We start from the raw sequence: 16,259 nt of genomic DNA, 5'->3' as shown, positions 1-16,259 counted from the left end.
TGCATATGCCTTCCTTTGTCTTGATGTTTATTCGTTTCTGGCTTTTTCAAACCCCAAAACCGGGTGATACCTCCACCCAAACCGGCTTTCACGCACGCTGACCGAGGTGAATTTCTCGGCACATCTCTCAAGGGAGAGGCCTTGAGCCTCTGCCTGTTCAACAAGCAGCTCCATCAAGTCATGCCGACCCCAAGGGGTTATCCGTGGGCCAAGCAAGCTGTCGAGGTCGATAGTGGTGAGTTCGCTCTGGGCGAGGGTATGAATTGCAGGCTTGCCGCGTTTGGCTTCTTCATGAATGCGATGCAGCACAAGTTGCTCTTCATCCTCGTCAGGCAGAAACACCAGTTCGGTTTCCTGTGTGGTCTGTTCGCGGAAGGGCTGATGCTGCGGCAAGATCCAGGTCAGTGAAGCCTGTGGATACTGCCAGGCACAGGCCGCATCCAGGCTGAATGTCGTTTTCGATGTTTGGCTGTGATCCTTGGGCAGCATTTGTGCCGCAAGCCGACTATGTTCGAGATCCACCAGGCTTTTCTTGGCCTGCCACTCCTGAGCGGGTCGCGGCTGGATGCGCGGGCGGGCTGTGAGGATCTTGTATTCATCCTCTTTCAGCAGCTTGCCGAGCCGATGGGTCGTCAACCTGAACGGATCATCAAGCGCGCCATTTTTGTTCTCGAAACCCGGCTGCACAAAAGCGGCTGCCTGCGGGTGTTCAAAGTGTCGCAGGTTGGCATCGAAGATAAGCTCATTGGGCGACTTGCAGGGTTCGTTGCGATGCCGCTGTATGCGCCCGGCCAGTTGAATGAACGAGCGCATGGACGACGGCTCTACGATGGCCCAGTCATAATCGTGGTCACGGCCGACTTCCGTCACCGGAGAACCCAGCACCACAAACAGATGGTTCTGCTCGGGCGATTGATCGATGGCCTGCCGAATCCCCGGCAGCCCATAAACCGCTTCACGCTTGCGCCGGTTCAGGCTGGTGTCCAGTTGTGCTTCGATGGCCGAGCGCAGCAGTAGTGGAAAACGCGAGTGGTAAACGCATAAATGGATGCGGTAATCCTCGGGCGCACCAGCCTGAAACAACGCCAGAGCGGTATCGAACAGCGGCTCGATATTGGCCATGCGCACCAGACCGAAACTGACCCGCTTGCCGCTGTGCGGGCAGCTTTCTGCGTGTCGGGCATGGGCCTCAAGCATGGCGCTGCGCACATGCCTGGCGAACTCGACACGAATGGCTTCCGGTTTTTTGGCTGTGATATTCAGCGGTATCAGCTCACCGCATCTTCGCGGCTCGGCTTTGCCCAGTTCTTCAACACGACGCTGCACGAAGGCTTCATGCTCGGCGAGAAAGTGCTGGATATCAGCGCAGGTCGTGCCGTGGGCGCTGAACTCATCCACCCACAGGCACGCTACATCTGATGGTGAATAAGTCTGATGGTCATGGGAGCCGCGGTTGCGTCGATAATGCACACGACCTGCCCGATAGGCCTGAAACATCCCGTCCACCAGCGCCGGCGGCAATGTTGCCGATGACAGCAATACCCGCGTACCGAGCATGCCTGCCCAATGCATCAGGCGGGTCAGGGCGGGCAAATCAGACAGGTCGAAGTCGTCCAGTTCATCGAGCACCAGATCGCTGCTCATCATGCGCAACATCGGCGCGATCTGGCGGCCCGAGCGCTGGGCTTCGGTGGCGGGCATCAGATGATCGATGGTGCAGACCAGCATGGGCGCGCTGAGCAGCGAGCGTATGTCCTGATTGGCCATGGCTTTGGAAAGCAGACCGTGATCGCTCGACTGGCCTTCGTACAAAACGTGGCTGTCTTCTTCGATCAAGGCCTGCACCGAGCCCGAGCCTGTTTGCTCCGCCTGCTTCTGGTGGAACTTGAACAAGGCTTTGCTGGCCGAGCCGCCGACATGCACGGCCAGTTCGTCTTCGTTCAGGTGCAGATCCTGGCGATAGCTGGCCCCGGTCTGCAGCGTCAGCGTGCGCAGGCCCAAGGCGAACGTGCAGCGAAACCCCAGTTGCGGGTCGGCCAGGGCATTCATGATACGGGCGTTGGCGAGAGTCTTGCCGCAGCCGGTCGAAGCCATATTGACGATGAACGCCCCGTGCTCGAATGACTTGTCGCGCAGGCTGGTGGCGGCATCGGTGGCTTTGTCCTGCCACTGAAAGCGTTCCGAACCACTACGTTTGCGCAGCCCTTTGTGCTTTGCAAGACGCGGCAGATGACGCTCGAAACCCGGCAGCCCATGAACGATGGTGCCCGCAAGACGAGCCACGCCCAGCAAGTGTTCATCCAGTTTCTGCTTGAGCACGTTATTTTCGGTATTGGCGTAGAGCAGGCATTGTGCATCGCCCTGGACGCGCTTTTTCGAGTCGGCCTTTAGCCCCGAGTAATGATGGTCGGCCAGCATCAAACTCATGCGTGCCACATGCATGACATAAGGGTTATTCAGCCAGTCGCCTTTGCCTGCCTTGCCCAGCAGCACTAACAGGCGAGTAGCCAGTTTCGCTGCCTGGGTGCGCCATTTGGGCAGCGTCACCGGTAAACCGTGCTCGAACTGCCAGTAAGGCTTTATCTCGCCCGGTTCGGCAGGGCGTTTCAGCTCGTTCCACTCGTGGGTGATGCCATCCAGAATATTGCTCAGCGATGCTGTGGATATGTTGCGCGATGGCTTGCCGAACCAGAGCTTTTCGTCGCCCAGATAATCCTCAAAAGGCTTTGTCGGCAAGCGATGGTGAGTCACGACCAGCCAGGCAATCGCTGCCGCCAGTGGTGGCAATTGGCGAAAAGGAGGCGGCGTGTCGGGGTCAAGACCATCGCGCAGATATCGGCCTTCAGCCAGCCAGCTGGCATCGTCCAGTGAGTCGGGTTTGGCCAGACGTTCAAGCCAGGTTTCGTCGGAGTCGCGCCCGACGAATGCCAGAAAAAGCCGCAGCGAAACCCACTCGTGGCGATAAAGGTTTTTCTCGTGGATGGAGCTTGTCAGGCGTTTCTGAAAAGCGATGCTGGATTTGCCAAGGTCGTGCAGTAACGCGGCCATCTGCGCGAGCAAGGTGATGTCTTCGCCCGTGTGCCAGTCGTTTTCATCGCCGTTGCGCAGCACATTGCGGCGTGTGACGTTGGTCGGTACGGCGCCCTGTTCATTGAAGCGGCTGGCATCACCGACAATCCATAGCAATTCGCTATGGTCCAGTCCTCTGATCCAGTGACAGGCCACCGCCGTGTTGCGGCGGGCGCTTTTTCTCAACAGACGGCGCAAGGTGTCGAGGCCGGCCTGGGTGATCGGCGTTTGCCAGGTGCGCTCACCACGACGTTCGGCGAACTGATCCAGGATGCGCCGGGTTTCTACCAGTGCTCGCTTGTCGCACTGGCAGATAAGCAGAATATTCACGCGACGCTGCCTCCCAGTTGCTCGGCAACGTCCTTGAGGCTGTCGATCATGAAATCCAGTGCTTCGCTGCGGGTCAGGTTCTCGATGCAGGCCTGGCGGAACGCTTGCTCATCGTCGCCACGCATGGCCGAGATAAAGGCCTGGGGCAAGATCAGCCCGTCCTTGACCAGATCGGCAGCATCGAACACCAGTCCGCCGCGCCGGGTCTTGCCGTGCAGCACCGCCAGACCATGGGGCAGGCCCAGCACCCACGTGGCCGTTGCAGCCAGGCCATAAGCGAGGTAATTGCCGTGATCGAGAAACCGGTTGGCCGGGTCGCCACCTGCGCCACGCTTGGCCCGCACGAAATCGCCATACTTCATCGCCGTGGCCGCGAGTTTGAAGAGGCGTTTGGTCAGCCGGGCTTCTTCGGTGAGCAGGAAGGTGTGGTCTGGAGCGTTGTTCAGGGCTACGAGAGATTGCTCAAGTGCGCTGTCCAGCTCAGCCGGATCGACTTTGAAACCGGCTTTGGCGAAGGCCTTGTGCTCGACCCATTGGCGCCTGATGTGTGCCAGCCGCAACCGTTGAAAAGCCTTGGCGGCCTCGAGTCGCAGATCATCCTTGAACCAGAACGCGACCCAGCGTTGCAGGTATTCGGTTGGCCGGTATTCGCTTTGCGGCGAGAACCATGCGACCTCGATATCGATCTCGTTGGCACTGAACAACGGCGTGCCGCCACCGCCGCAAAAGCCGACCAGCACACCCGCCTTGGCCAGCTCACGCATCGCCGCCTGAGTGACCGAAGTGCCGGTGCCCAACAACACAGTCGTGGTATTGGCGATGGGGATATTCCAGTACAGCGACTGCTTGCCCGCATCGGTCACATACTCGACCCGACCGCCATTTACCAATAGCCGGCAATGCTGCAAGTAATAAATATTCGCGCGTTTGGAATGCAGGATCGTCTTGAGATCCGAAGAGCTGATGTCATCCATGAAAGAAGCACTACCACTAATGGCACTAGGCCGGTGAGAGAAAACATATATAGCCGATAGCGTAGGGCGGCGCTTTATGTTTTTTGAGCCGGGGAGCGGCAGAGTGTCAGAAAGACCAGTCCGCGATTTGTGTACGAAGGGAGTTACGGAAAGGGCCGTAGGAGAGTGCTTGCCCGCGACGGCATAGACAGAGTCGATACACATCTGTCGTCAGGAATATTGCCGTCGCGGGCAAGCGCGCTCCTACAGTGAGTGCTTTAAATTTATGTAAATCAGTTGTTTATGGTTTTTAGAAAGATGATTTGATTGGTGTTGAGCTGCCTGTTCGGCAGTTAATCAGAGCAGATGACCGTTAGTGACCGGGTCGTATTTCTGAGCTGCCTATACGGCAGTGAAGGCGTTCATGATCGCCTCCAGGGCTATTCGTTGTTTCTGAGCTGCCTATGCGGCAGTGAAGCCGCTGCTGCATGCCGTGATGATTCGTCTTGCTTTCTGAGCTGCCTATGCGGCAGTGAAGTAGACACTCTGCTCGATAACCTTCCGTTTTCAAAGAAAAATATGTGTCACTAACAGTTTTACCCCTTTTTTTCATGATTTCTGTAAGTGGTTGATTTAAAAGGGTGCATTTTGGGTGAAAAAAAGAGGGTCATGATCAGCAACTAAACCCACACTCGCCGCCGCAAGCGTTCCTGGATTACCGAACAATCACAGCGACAGGCCTCTTGGCAATGTCGCCAGCACTGCGAGAAGCATGATCATCTGCAGTGTGCCTGTCGCGGGCAAGCCCCCTCCCACTGGGATCGGATCTAGCCGTGAGATGGCATCGCGGGCAATGAAGTCTCGTGGGAGGGGCCTTGGCCGCGACAGGGTTCAGACAGAATCTCCGGTTTTTAGCGACTCGTTGTGGAGGCGTTGATGGTGACATATCAACAGGTACGGCCATGTCGCATATCGTTTGAACACCTGTCTAAAACGGCCAGGAAGGACCCCTCTCTTGACCCTCTTTTTTTCGCCTCAGGTTCGTCCTTTAAAAATCAATGACTTACAAAGGTTGATGAAAAAAGGGGTAAAACGGCTTCAGGCGCATATTTTTCTTTGAAAACGGAGGGTTATCGAGCAGAGTGTCTACTTCACTGCCGCATAGGCAGCTCAGAAAGCACTTTCAGCGTGTGCTTGCAGAACTGATCGCTTCACTGCCGCATAGGCAGCTCAGAAAAATCACGCGCTCATGTGGCCTGTCCATCCAGTCTTCACTGCCGCATAGGCAGCTCAGAAAAGCTTGTCGCGACGACCGGCGTGCGCCAATACCTTCACTGCCGCATAGGCAGCTCAGAAACGCCAATTGCTGGTCGGGGTATTTTGTTTCACCTTCACTGCCGCATAGGCAGCTCAGAAACTTCACGTAGCGCTCTTCGTGTGATTCACCACCTTCACTGCCGCATAGGCAGCTCAGAAAAACGAGGATGGCAACGACGCCGGCTACCTGGTCTTCACTGCCGCATAGGCAGCTCAGAAATTGAAACTGGTGAGCGCGGAACAGGTAAAACTCTTCACTGCCGCATAGGCAGCTCAGAAATTGCAGCAATCCCCGCCTATCAGAGAAAGATGCTTCACTGCCGCATAGGCAGCTCAGAAAAGCAAAGGCGACCAACCTTACAGCCTGCGGAACTTCACTGCCGCATAGGCAGCTCAGAAATGGCACACCGGCAGCCGATGCAACAAGCTGAAACTTCACTGCCGCATAGGCAGCTCAGAAATGCCGAAGACAAAGGCATCGGCGGTGTGACCGCTTCACTGCCGCATAGGCAGCTCAGAAAATTGGCGGCGGATCGCCAAACGGATCCTCTTCCTTCACTGCCGCATAGGCAGCTCAGAAACAGCGATTCGGCAGTGGCGCAGATGGCCAAGGCTTCACTGCCGCATAGGCAGCTCAGAAAGTCATGGGCAGCCGGGCGGAACGCTACGCCGACTTCACTGCCGCATAGGCAGCTCAGAAAGCACGGCGCGCACACCGTATGCCCGTGAACCCACTTCACTGCCGCATAGGCAGCCCAGCAAACCGACTCAGGCACGCATCGCCAGTTGCTCTCACGGCCCTCTGACTGACTTGAAACACAGAGCCAATTCATTCGCGAAAGGCGTTTCAATACGGCTTTCCCGGATGAATCCGGTCCTACAGGCTTTGAGGGCCGTGATCAGCCAACCCTGCACAAACCTTCTAGACTTCCCACCGCCCATACGCGATAACACTCAACCCGACCCCAAACCCTGTAAGCCCACCATGACTCAGAGCAACTGGATCAATCTTGCTCAGGACCGCGACACCGGTATCGAGACGTTGCATGCCCATTTCCAGGGGAATGCTCATGTCTACGATCCGCATTGGCATGACAGTTATCTGGTGGGTGTCACGGAGCAGGGTGTGCAGCAGTTTCATTGTCGGCGGCAGCGTTATGCCTGTACGCCGGGGCAGGTGTTCATGCTGGAGCCGGGGGAGATTCATGATGGGGATGCGCCAAGTGCAGACGGCTTTACGTACCGGATGCTTTACCTCGACCCGGACTGGGTGGCCCGTGAGTTGCCCTCGCTGTTTGAAGACGCGCCAGATGGCTATCAACTGGGGTTCGCCAGCACTCTGGCAAGCGACCCGCGACTGACCAACGCCACTCTTTTTGCTTTTGCCGCGCTGCATGGGCAGGAAACGCGGTTGTTCCGGCAAAGCGCGCTCGATGGATTGCTGGAGCGGCTGACCGGCAATCTGCGCTGGCGGCTTCGGCAGAATCAGGACCCGCGTCTGCCACAGGTCGCCTTGCGCGCCCGTGACTATCTGCATGCCAACTTTCGACGCGATCTTGGCCTTGATGAACTGGCTCAGGTCTGCGGCGTGGATCGTTTTCGTCTGAGTCGTGCCTTCAAGTCGGCATTTGGCTTGCCACCCCATGCCTATCTTGTGCAACTGCGTCTGGCCCAGGCCCGAAGGATGCTGGCTGCCGGAGCGTTGCCCGTTCAGGTTGCCAGCGACCTGGGTTTTGCCGATCAGAGCCACCTGGGTCGATGGTTTCTGCGAGCCAACGGCATGACACCATCGGCCTATCGAAACCGCTGCACGGATCTTCCAGACTAAGGTCGCATACCGGGCGAGCATGAGCGCATCCCGCTTCTGGAGTTGTGCTCATGTTGTCCTTCCTGCTGTTTGCCTTTGTTTCCTCGATTACCCCAGGCCCGACCAATATTCTGGTCCTGAGCAACAGCGCCCGTTATGGCCTGCGCGCCAGCCTGCCGATCATTTTCGGTGGCTGCATGGGCGCAGCGGCACTGGTGCTGGTAGTCGGGACTGGCGTGGGACGTTCTCTGGTACAGATTCCCGGTGCTCAGACGCTGATGTCGGTTGTCGGTGTGGCGTGGTTGACCTGGCTGGCGTGGAAGATTTTCACCAGTGCCAGCACCATCGAGCAGGACGACAAACAGCAACGGCTCGGGTTTGTCGGCGCGGCAGGCCTGCAAGTGGTCAACCCCAAGACATGGATGATGGCGCTGGCGGTCGTCAGTGTCTTCAGCCAGGGCACGGTGGTCGATCTGGCGCTGGTGTTCTTCCTGGTATCGCTGCCCTGCATGGCGTGCTGGGCATTGCTGGGCCGTGGATCGGCGCGGCTGCTCAAGTCCGGGCAGGCCATGCAGCGGCTGAACCGTGGCATGGCGGTGTTGTTGCTGGTGTCGGCATGGGCCGGGTTCCTGCGTTGACGTCAGCCCTCACACCGCGCAACCGCCTCGATCTCAATCAGATACCCATGATGCAAAACCGGCACGGGCACCACCGCGCGTGCCGGGCGATGTTGGCCCAGGCAGCGGGCGTAGAGTTGATCGAACGCGGGCCAGTGTTCGATGCCGACGATATAGACGGTCACCTTCAGAAGATCATCTGCGCCACTGCCGGCCTTTTCGATAATCGCCAGCAGGTTATTCAGGGCAATGGCGGCCTGGACCTCGAAAGGCTCATCGACACTGTGGTTGCCATCGGCGCGTACCGGTAACTGGCCGGACACCCACAATAAGCCTTGATGACGCACGGCCTGTGAATAATGCCCGCCCGGTGCCGCAGCATTCGGGGTGTGGACCAGGTCGATCGGTTTACCAGCCATGCAGACGACTCCAGATGTGCGTTTCGCTATTGGCATCAAGGGCGTGGTAATGAGGAAATTGCGCACCCGTCGCGCAGGCATGGTTCGGCAGGATGCGCAGGCGGCTGCCTATCGGGAAGAGGGCGGTCAGGTCGCTGCCTGCTGATGCTTGCAGAGTCACTATGCCGTGCTCTTGGTTGGCGCTGTGCAGCAGGGTGCCGTCGATCCATTGGCCGTCTTCGCTGCACACCTGGCCATAGGCGAAATCCTGCTGCTGACGTTGCGTGCCACGGTCGCGGCTCATGGCCATCCAGCCCGAGTCGGTAATCACCCAGCCCTTGTCCAGTTGATGGCCGATGACCGTGGTCAGCACGCTCAAGGCCAGTTCATCGGCCTGGCACACGCCGACGTTATGCATCACCAGATCAAAGAACACATAGACCCCGGCACGCACTTCGGTGACGCCTTGCAGATCGGCAGCCGACAGCGCGGTGGGTGTCGAGCCTACACTCACCTGCGGGCACGGCAGCCCTGCCGCCCGAATCCGCTCGGCGGCGCTGACGCACTGATAACGCTCTTGCTCGGCCAACCGTTGCAGGGCTTGGGCGGTGTTCAGTTCATAGCTGGAGCCTGCATGAGTCATGACCCCGACGAGATGCATTCCGCCGTCATGCAGCACCTGCGCGACCTCGATCAGCACATCGTCGTCGCACTTGATTCCAGAGCGATGGCCATCGCTGTCGACTTCAATCCAGACGTCCAGCACCTCACCTCGCTCCTGGCCAAAAGCGACGATGGCCTGAGCTCCGGCAACGCTGTCGGTGATGATGCTCAGCTTGCAACCCTGACGTTTGAGCACCAGCGCTTGAGCTAACTTGCCGGGCACCATGGCGACCGCGTAGAGAATGTCAGTGATCCCGGCCGCAAAGCAGTGCGCGGCTTCTTTCAGGGTCGACACCGTGACACCACTGGCACCTGCTGCTATCTGCGCCTCGATCACCGGCAGGCACTTGCTGGTTTTGACATGGGGGCGCAGGCGAACGCCCAGGCCGTCCATGCGCTGCTGCATACGCTGGATATTGCGCTGCATTCTGGCCACATCAATGATCGCGGCAGGCGTTTCAAGAGTAGAGAGAGCGGTGGGCATGGTCGGTTCTCCAATGTCGACTGATGGCCTCACTCTACTGATCAACCGTAAATCCATGGTTAAATCGGCTGTCACTTATGATTAAGTAAAATTGAATGATCACCATCGAAGATCTGCGTCTGGCCGTGACCCTGGCGCGCTCCGAATCCCTGAGCGCAGCCGCCAGAACCCTCAATGTTTCACCTCCGGCGCTGTCCATGCGCTTGCGCAAGCTGGAGGCTTTGCTGGGTTCCAACCTGGCCAATCGGGATGCCCGACGCCTGAGCCTGACGGCGGAAGGCGAGCGTTTTGCCAGAGAAAGCGCAGCCTTGCTGGAGCGGCTGGAAGCACTGCCCGAGTCTTTCAAGCAGCCCGACGATCAGTTGAGCGGCACCCTGCGACTCGCTGCACCCTTCGGCTACGGTCGCCAACGCATCGCGCCACTGCTGGCCCGGTTTGCGAAGCTTCACCCAGGGCTGCGCCTGCACCTGGACCTGCGCGAAACCCCTTGGCCGGATCGGCACGACAGCGACGCCGTGATCCATATCGGCAGCATCAATGACAGCTCATGGGTTGCCCGCACGCTGGTGCAAAACGAGCGTTGGCTGTGTGCCAGCCCGCAATACCTGAAAACTTACGGTGTACCGCAGAGCCCGGCCGAACTGGCTAACCATCGTTGCATCTGCATTCGCGAGAACGAAGAAGACGTCACGCTCTGGCACCTGCGCAAACAGACCGCCCGGCATACGCTGCGTATCGAGCCTGCGATGCTCTGCAACGATGGCAGCGTTGCGCGCCGTTGGGCCGAGCAGGATCAAGGGCTGGTCCTGCGCTCCGAGTGGGATGTAAACGATGCCATCCAGAGCGGCGCCCTTGTTCGGGTGCTCGCGGACTGGTCGTTCGAGAGCGCGCCGATTCTTTTGCTGGTGCCCTCGCGCAAGCACCGCAGTGCGCGGATGCAGGCGCTGGTGGGGTTTCTTGAGGCGTCGTTGAAGTGAGAGCGATGGATTACTTTTAAAGATGAATGATGTCACGCCGATACCGCTGTAACTTCAATCACGGCTCGGCCCAACCTCGCAGGATGCGCAGAGCTTCCGTCATGGACGAACATCAATGAATCAAAGTGGTTACCTGTGTATGGCTTTCATGATCGCCGTGGGCTGCCTGAGCTTTTTTCTGCAACCCGAAGCCGCTGGCGTTTCATTCGCATTGATTGCGCTGTTTTCCTGTAGCTACTTCGTCTATTTCCTGATCAAGAACAACCTGCATCACGGCATCATCCGTGGCCTGCTGTTGTCAGTGCTGATCATGGCACTGGCTGTCATCCCGGTGATTGGCTGGATCGTGGTGATCGGTTTTGTGATCTACAACATCTCCAAAGCTGTGGATGGCCTGAAAAGCCTGATCCCGGATGTGCTCACCAGTGTGGTCATTTACGGCCTGCTGCTTGCCCGACTGGCCTTCGATATTCGTGACCCGCTGGCCATTGCCGTACTTGCCAGTGCTTATCTGGTGGCTGCGATCATCTATTGCCGAAGCCTCAATGGGCTTACCACCCGGAATGCGCTGTTCAAGATGAGCATCATGTGGCTCTCGATTCCCTTTGCGGCGCTGACCGTCATTTCCATCGTTTCAGCCCTGGGCAACCTGTTCCGTACCATCAGCTCCACCATCACCCGCACGGTTCTTACGCCTCAAGTGGTTTCTGCCCACATGCGTGGCGGCATTCAGATTGAGGAATACACCCGCACTATCAGCACCTCCGTCAACGAAACCGTCACGCGAGTCGTGCCAGGTGTGGGGGGCGTGGTGACAACGTCCATGGCCGGTGAAGTGGCGCAGAAAGTGAAAGACGAGAAGGGCGAGTAATATTACCCGGCCGTCAGTTCTTGGCTGACGGCCAGGTTCTGGATATCCAGGGCAGGTCAGAGAAGTTTCTTCTCTTCCTTGTCGACATGCTTGTCCGCCTTATGGCGTTCTTCATCGTCGTGCTTGGCACCTTTGTCGACTTCTTCGGCGTCATGTTTGACACCCTTTTCCACTTCACGGGCATCGTGCCGGACGCCTTTCTCCAGCTCGCTCTCGGCAAGGGCCGGAGCCGTGACGCTACCCAGCAATAGAGTTGCAGCGAATGTCGCCATCACCAGCTTCTTCATAGACTTCTCCATGTTATGAACGGCCGTCCCTTCATGGGGCGATCAGGTTCAACGATAGACCAGTCGAAAAGAGCGAGTGGGTATTCTGTCGGCGAGTTCAGCTATTGATGAAATCTGAAATCTCTAACGAAAGTTGCTGCGCATATTCTGGGTTATTGCGAAACCAGGCCGAAACAGCATGGTCGCATTCGGGCAGAACATGCTTTTTGAACTGATGGGGAAGCAGGTTCTTTTCAATGGCTTCGATCACTTCATAAGGAATCGCGCTATTGATGATGCGTTCTTGCGGCGTGCCCTGATCTATTGTCACTGTTCCCACCGATGTACCGACAACTTTGCCGAAAGCCGTGGATTCAAGACCATCGAACTCGCCGATTACCAGCATGAGTTCTCCCTCGAAATCGCGCAGGAACTCAAGCGACGATGAGTCGAGAAAGTTACAGGGGACCGAAATGGCACGTTTGAACGGCTCGCCAAACGGTTGTTGATACGCCGCATCTGCATACAGGGCAGGGCAAAACAGGACGACCTTCTTGACGCTGGCTCTGTGGGCTTCAGCCACTTTCAGGGCCAGTGCTCCGCCCATGCTGTGGCCGATCACGGTATTGAAACCTGTGCCCAGGCAATCGGCAAACCGCAAGGCTTCTTGCAGGTTATTGGCCAGGGAAGTGTCTGCTAACGGGATATCAGTTGTTGTGTTGTGCCCGGAAAGATTGAAACTCAAACTGGCAACGCCCGATGCCTGCAAAGGGTACAGAATGCCGTTCAGTTTGCTGTAATCCGAGCGGGCACCATGAATGGCCAGAACCTGCGGCATTGCATCTGGCGTCGCTGTGCTCGACAGGATTCGACCTTCAAGTTCATACCCCTCGAAGGCCTGTGAAAAATAACAGGCAGGACCCGCCGGCGTTTCATCAAACTGCAACCGGGACCGAAGTCGAGAATCGCGGGTTAACGCCGGCAGATTGATCATAACGAAGCCAGTGTGTGCATGAATGCAACGCGCAACGGGTTGGTTTCCACGCTCAAGAGTTTAATGGCCAGCGCGCAGCACACCACGACCAACATGGGTTTGATCAACTTTGGGCCAACCTTTACAGCGGCCCGCGCACCCAGTTGAGCGCCAATGAAGGCCGCCAGGGCCATGGCAATTGCTATCGGCCAGATAATCACGCCCTTGGTGATAAAGACCGACAGAGAACCCAGGTTGCAGGAAGCATTGGCCAGTTTGGTAAAACTCATTGCTCTCATCATTCCCAGGCCGCACAGCAGGACGAAACCCACAATAAAGAACGAACCGACACCAGGGCCAAATACACCGTCGTAAAAACCCAAGGCAGGCGCAACGGTAAATGAGAACAATAGAATACCGATTCTTTTGCGGCGATCTTCATTGCCGATCTTTGGCGAAAAAGCAAAATAAAGCGCAACCAGAATCAGCATGATCGGTACGCAGACTTCCAGATAGTGCTTGTCGATGGAGCTGACCAGTAACGCACCACTGGCACCGCCAATAAACCCGCATAACACCAGAAAACGACCTTCCCGCCATTCGATCATGCCCTTGCGAGCAAAGGTGACCGTTGCCGAAATGGTTGCCGAAGCCGCCTGGAACTTGTTTGTGGCAATTGCACTGATCGGGTCGACACCGGCCAGAAACAGTGCCGGCAATGTTATCAGCCCGCCGCCTCCGGCAATCGCATCAAAAAAACCGGCGCAAAAAGCCACGAGCGCCAACATGCCAATCAAATCCCAAGACATCACATTCCCTCATTACCCATACAGGCCAGCCATCTGCATGGCTGGCCGTTCAAGAATCTCGGCAAAACCGAGAGCAACGCAATCACCCACGCAGCAACAGCGGGTCCTCTGAAATAACGAGAGGGGAAGAGAACTTGGACATGCCAAAGATACGGACCAGTACCCGCCGGTTATCCTTGATGACATCCCGGCAATGCAAGGCCCGAATATTATTGATGATAATGGCCGACTCCTGAGTCAGTACGTACTCATACGGCGTGCTTTCTTTAATACCGTCGCAAAGAGCGGCGTAGGCTTTTTTCACGAAGGGCGAAGCGTTTTCATTGACTGAAAAACGATATGAATTGAAGCGGGCCGCAAAGCCGACTTTATTATCGAACTCCAGAATCGACACGCCTTTACCATCTTCACCTTTACCGCTGACAAAAGAGTCGCTGCGAGTGAACTGGAAACTGCCGGTCGTCAATGCCAGGCAATGGGTTACACCGATCTTGTCCAGCACAGGCGGGAGCGGGATGACGGTGGTCGGCTCCTGGCTCGGGTTCCAGAGGGCTGACAGTATCAGCGAGGACGGTGAAGGCGAATGCCCGTCCTGAGCGTTCACGGCACACCAGTAAGGTGCTTCGGTATGAGGCCCGAGCGCTAGGCCTGAATGGGAACTCAGTTCCTTTATCTCCGGCTCGGCCTCGATTTTAGTCAAGCCACCGCCTTTGAAGTTGGCGACCAGACGAACCAGTTTGCCTTCGTTGTCCATGTCATAGGCAAAGGAACTGTTATCCACAAGCTTCAACAGGATCTGATTACGTGCGGCCATGCACAGTACGTCGTCTCGATTCTCCAGTGCTTCCAGCTCCGGCAACTCATCGGGAGGGCTGACATCGCTGATCTTTTGCAAACCTTCAAATATCAGCAGCGAGATAAGACCATCGGAATAAGCACCCAGAAGTTCGCATTGCTCTTTCGACATCGAGAACTTCAACTCAGTGGCCGCCACAGAAGCCTTGGCCCTCGCGCCCGCGGCTTGCGGCCCGCCAATGGCCGCCAACTCTTGCGAGAATGTATGCAGCAGTTTGGACTGTTGGTCATCAAAACGGAAAGTTCTGACTTCCTGTTGAGCGATAGATACAACGGATTCGGCACTTTGTTTTATAGCTGTTGTCATGTGTGACATCCCTGTGGTGCTAAGCACCTTTTTTATTGTTTATAAGTACTGCTGGAACAACAACGGGTGAGGCAACGCATGACACAAAATGCATGGCCTCAGGCATAAGCGAATCAATGATGTTTTTGAAGTTAGCGCAACAAGGCAGCCCGCAGAGAAGCGCAAGGCATGGAGGATAGGAACGGGAGCGGCAATTTTTTGCGTTCTTGACGGCGCATACTCTGAAAACCTGGCTGACTGTTTTTATTTTAATTCTTGTAGCTGCTCTCGTATCCAGGCGCTGGCAGTACCCTGGATAGAGGCCTTTCAGAGTGGGTGGGAGTATTGAAACTTCCCGAGGCAGATAACGACCCACTGAAAAAGCGCGCAGAGATTAACATCAAAATAATGGCCGTCAAATTCTTTTACAATATTGTGCCTGTCATGCCATAAAAAACGCTTGATAAATATATAAACCACTTGGTCAGGTTTTTTAACACTTTGCCATTCGCAAACGATTGCATGAACGAATTCATTCGCGAAGAGGCATATATGCCGCTCTGAAAATACGCAGGAGCGCGCTTGCCCGCGACGGGGCAATGAAAAATGCATGGTTCAAAACGCAGGCAGTGCGAATATCAGCAGCGGTGCATTTCTGAGCTGCCTATGCGGCAGTGAAGAGTGTGCCCTGTCGCGGGCAAGCCCCCTCCCACTGGGATCGGATCTACCCGTGAGATGCATCGCGGGCAATGAATTTTCGTGGGAGGGGCCTTGGCTGCGACATATCAACAGGTACGGCTATGTCGCATAGTGTTTGAACACCTGTCTACAACGGCCAGGAATGAACCCTTTCTTGACCCTCTTTTTTTCGTCTCAGGTTCGTGCTTTAAAAATCAATGACTTACAAAACTTGATGAAAAAAGGGGTAAAACGGCTTCAGGCGCATATTTTTCTTTGAAAACGGAGGGTTATCGAGCAAAGTGTCTACTTCACTGCCGTATAGGCAGCTCAGAAAAAGGCCGCACCAGCCGCCGACGAAGACGACCCCTTCACTGCCGTATAGGCAGCTCAGAAAAAGGCGCGGCCCCTGTCGATGATTGAGCGATCCTTCACTGCCGTATAGGCAGCTCAGAAATGCATTATCTGGCCGGATCGTGATGAAGCGGACTTCACTGCCGTATAGGCAGCTCAGAAAGGAACGGGGCGGAGGCTTTGCAGGGTTACAGACTTCACTGCCGTATAGGCAGCTCAGAAATTGGAGTGATAAGCCCACCATTCGCTGGTGGAGCTTCACTGCCGTATAGGCAGCTCAGAAAAACATGGAACCAGCACATCAGCGTGTAAAATGACTTCACTGCCGTATAGGCAGCTCAGAAAGAGCAGTATTCGCGGCAATTCACGAACTCAAGCTTCACTGCCGTATAGGCAGCTCAGAAATCGACGAAGTTGCCAAGCTGAACGGGGGTGCTCTTCACTGCCGTATAGGCAGCTCAGAAAATCATAGAATCGATGGTGGCCGCCGTAGAAGTCTTCACTGCCGTATAGGCAGCTCAGAAAGAGCAGTATTCGCGGCAATTCACGAAC

At 56.3% G+C, this 16,259-nt stretch carries 12 protein-coding genes and 1 CRISPR repeat array; of the genes, 4 read left to right on the top strand and 8 right to left on the bottom strand.

All coding sequences use genetic code 11. The features are described 5' to 3' along the window. Nucleotides 1-27: 27 nt before the first annotated feature. Nucleotides 28-3,399, bottom strand: coding sequence for a type I-F CRISPR-associated helicase Cas3f (gene cas3f, locus ACODS3_RS20620; protein ID WP_489036036.1), 3,372 nt, complete (start codon nucleotides 3,397-3,399; stop codon nucleotides 28-30). Next, nucleotides 3,396-4,373 carry a type I-F CRISPR-associated endonuclease Cas1f gene (cas1f, locus tag ACODS3_RS20615; protein WP_201018008.1) on the bottom strand — a complete coding sequence of 326 codons (978 nt, stop codon included), beginning with the start codon at nucleotides 4,371-4,373 and terminating at the stop codon, nucleotides 3,396-3,398. Before cas1f ends, cas3f begins: the two co-directional genes overlap by 4 nt. 2,281 nt (nucleotides 4,374-6,654) lie before the next feature. Between cas1f and ACODS3_RS20610 the strand changes: the two genes are divergently transcribed. Next, complete coding sequence (locus tag ACODS3_RS20610; RefSeq protein WP_201018007.1) at nucleotides 6,655-7,497, top strand: AraC family transcriptional regulator; 843 nt, start codon at nucleotides 6,655-6,657, stop codon at nucleotides 7,495-7,497. 50 nt (nucleotides 7,498-7,547) lie between these two features. Beyond that, nucleotides 7,548-8,114 carry a LysE family translocator gene (locus ACODS3_RS20605; protein ID WP_201018006.1) on the top strand — a complete coding sequence of 189 codons (567 nt, stop codon included), beginning with the start codon at nucleotides 7,548-7,550 and terminating at the stop codon, nucleotides 8,112-8,114. Nucleotides 8,115-8,116: 2 nt separating this feature from the next. Here ACODS3_RS20605 and ACODS3_RS20600 read toward each other — a convergent pair whose 3' ends face one another. Then, nucleotides 8,117-8,512, bottom strand: coding sequence for a RidA family protein (locus tag ACODS3_RS20600; protein ID WP_489036033.1), 396 nt, complete (start codon nucleotides 8,510-8,512; stop codon nucleotides 8,117-8,119). Next, entirely contained in the window at nucleotides 8,502-9,638 is a 1,137-nt protein-coding gene (locus tag ACODS3_RS20595) for a DSD1 family PLP-dependent enzyme (RefSeq protein ID WP_304575471.1), read from the bottom strand. The genes ACODS3_RS20600 and ACODS3_RS20595 overlap by 11 nt, the downstream gene beginning before the upstream one ends. A 95-nt stretch (nucleotides 9,639-9,733) precedes the next feature. On the opposite strand from ACODS3_RS20595, the gene ACODS3_RS20590 reads away from it, so the two are divergent. Together ACODS3_RS20590 and ACODS3_RS20585 are read left to right on the top strand one after the other, a co-directional pair. Further along, a complete protein-coding gene (locus ACODS3_RS20590; protein WP_489036031.1) occupies nucleotides 9,734-10,615 on the top strand; it encodes a LysR family transcriptional regulator in 882 nt (293 codons plus the stop codon). Between the two features lie 115 nt (nucleotides 10,616-10,730). Beyond that, nucleotides 10,731-11,486, top strand: a complete 756-nt coding sequence (locus ACODS3_RS20585; RefSeq protein WP_489036029.1) for a hypothetical protein — start codon at nucleotides 10,731-10,733, stop codon at nucleotides 11,484-11,486. A gap of 56 nt (nucleotides 11,487-11,542) precedes the next feature. On the opposite strand, the gene ACODS3_RS20580 is transcribed toward ACODS3_RS20585, so the two are convergent. The 4 genes from ACODS3_RS20580 to ACODS3_RS20565 all read right to left on the bottom strand — a co-directional run bounded on the left by ACODS3_RS20580 (nucleotide 11,543) and on the right by ACODS3_RS20565 (nucleotide 14,696). Further along, on the bottom strand, nucleotides 11,543-11,773 hold the full coding sequence (locus tag ACODS3_RS20580) for a hypothetical protein (RefSeq protein WP_201005909.1): 231 nt from the start codon (nucleotides 11,771-11,773) through the stop codon (nucleotides 11,543-11,545). 97 nt (nucleotides 11,774-11,870) lie between these two features. Then, on the bottom strand, nucleotides 11,871-12,746 hold the full coding sequence (locus ACODS3_RS20575; protein ID WP_489036027.1) for an alpha/beta hydrolase: 876 nt from the start codon (nucleotides 12,744-12,746) through the stop codon (nucleotides 11,871-11,873). After that, complete coding sequence (locus ACODS3_RS20570; protein WP_201005904.1) at nucleotides 12,743-13,534, bottom strand: TSUP family transporter; 792 nt, start codon at nucleotides 13,532-13,534, stop codon at nucleotides 12,743-12,745. The genes ACODS3_RS20575 and ACODS3_RS20570 overlap by 4 nt, the downstream gene beginning before the upstream one ends. An 82-nt stretch (nucleotides 13,535-13,616) precedes the next feature. Beyond that, nucleotides 13,617-14,696 carry a hypothetical protein gene (locus tag ACODS3_RS20565; RefSeq protein WP_489036025.1) on the bottom strand — a complete coding sequence of 360 codons (1,080 nt, stop codon included), beginning with the start codon at nucleotides 14,694-14,696 and terminating at the stop codon, nucleotides 13,617-13,619. Nucleotides 14,697-15,662: 966 nt separating this feature from the next. Beyond that, nucleotides 15,663-16,232: a CRISPR direct-repeat array (repeat unit 28 nt; unit sequence CTTCACTGCCGTATAGGCAGCTCAGAAA). Nucleotides 16,233-16,259 lie beyond the last annotated feature (27 nt).

Source organism: Pseudomonas sp. FG43, from assembly GCF_057809175.1.
Note: the sequence above shows the minus strand (reverse complement) of the source record. Positions and strands in the feature narration are given on the sequence as shown.

Bases quoted from the DNA above. Each gene is read 5' to 3' on its own strand.
- ACODS3_RS20570 (WP_201005904.1), bottom strand. From the start codon at position 13,534: ATGTCTTGGGATTTGATTGGCATGTTGGCGCTCGTGGCTTTTTGCGCC.
- ACODS3_RS20605 (WP_201018006.1), top strand. From the start codon at position 7,548: ATGTTGTCCTTCCTGCTGTTTGCCTTTGTTTCCTCGATTACCCCAGGC.
- ACODS3_RS20595 (WP_304575471.1), bottom strand. From the start codon at position 9,638: ATGCCCACCGCTCTCTCTACTCTTGAAACGCCTGCCGCGATCATTGAT.
- ACODS3_RS20610 (WP_201018007.1), top strand. From the start codon at position 6,655: ATGACTCAGAGCAACTGGATCAATCTTGCTCAGGACCGCGACACCGGT.
- ACODS3_RS20590 (WP_489036031.1), top strand. From the start codon at position 9,734: ATGATCACCATCGAAGATCTGCGTCTGGCCGTGACCCTGGCGCGCTCC.
- ACODS3_RS20565 (WP_489036025.1), bottom strand. From the start codon at position 14,696: ATGACAACAGCTATAAAACAAAGTGCCGAATCCGTTGTATCTATCGCT.
- ACODS3_RS20600 (WP_489036033.1), bottom strand. From the start codon at position 8,512: ATGGCTGGTAAACCGATCGACCTGGTCCACACCCCGAATGCTGCGGCA.
- ACODS3_RS20585 (WP_489036029.1), top strand. From the start codon at position 10,731: ATGAATCAAAGTGGTTACCTGTGTATGGCTTTCATGATCGCCGTGGGC.
- ACODS3_RS20580 (WP_201005909.1), bottom strand. From the start codon at position 11,773: ATGAAGAAGCTGGTGATGGCGACATTCGCTGCAACTCTATTGCTGGGT.
- ACODS3_RS20575 (WP_489036027.1), bottom strand. From the start codon at position 12,746: ATGATCAATCTGCCGGCGTTAACCCGCGATTCTCGACTTCGGTCCCGG.
- cas1f (WP_201018008.1), bottom strand. From the start codon at position 4,373: ATGGATGACATCAGCTCTTCGGATCTCAAGACGATCCTGCATTCCAAA.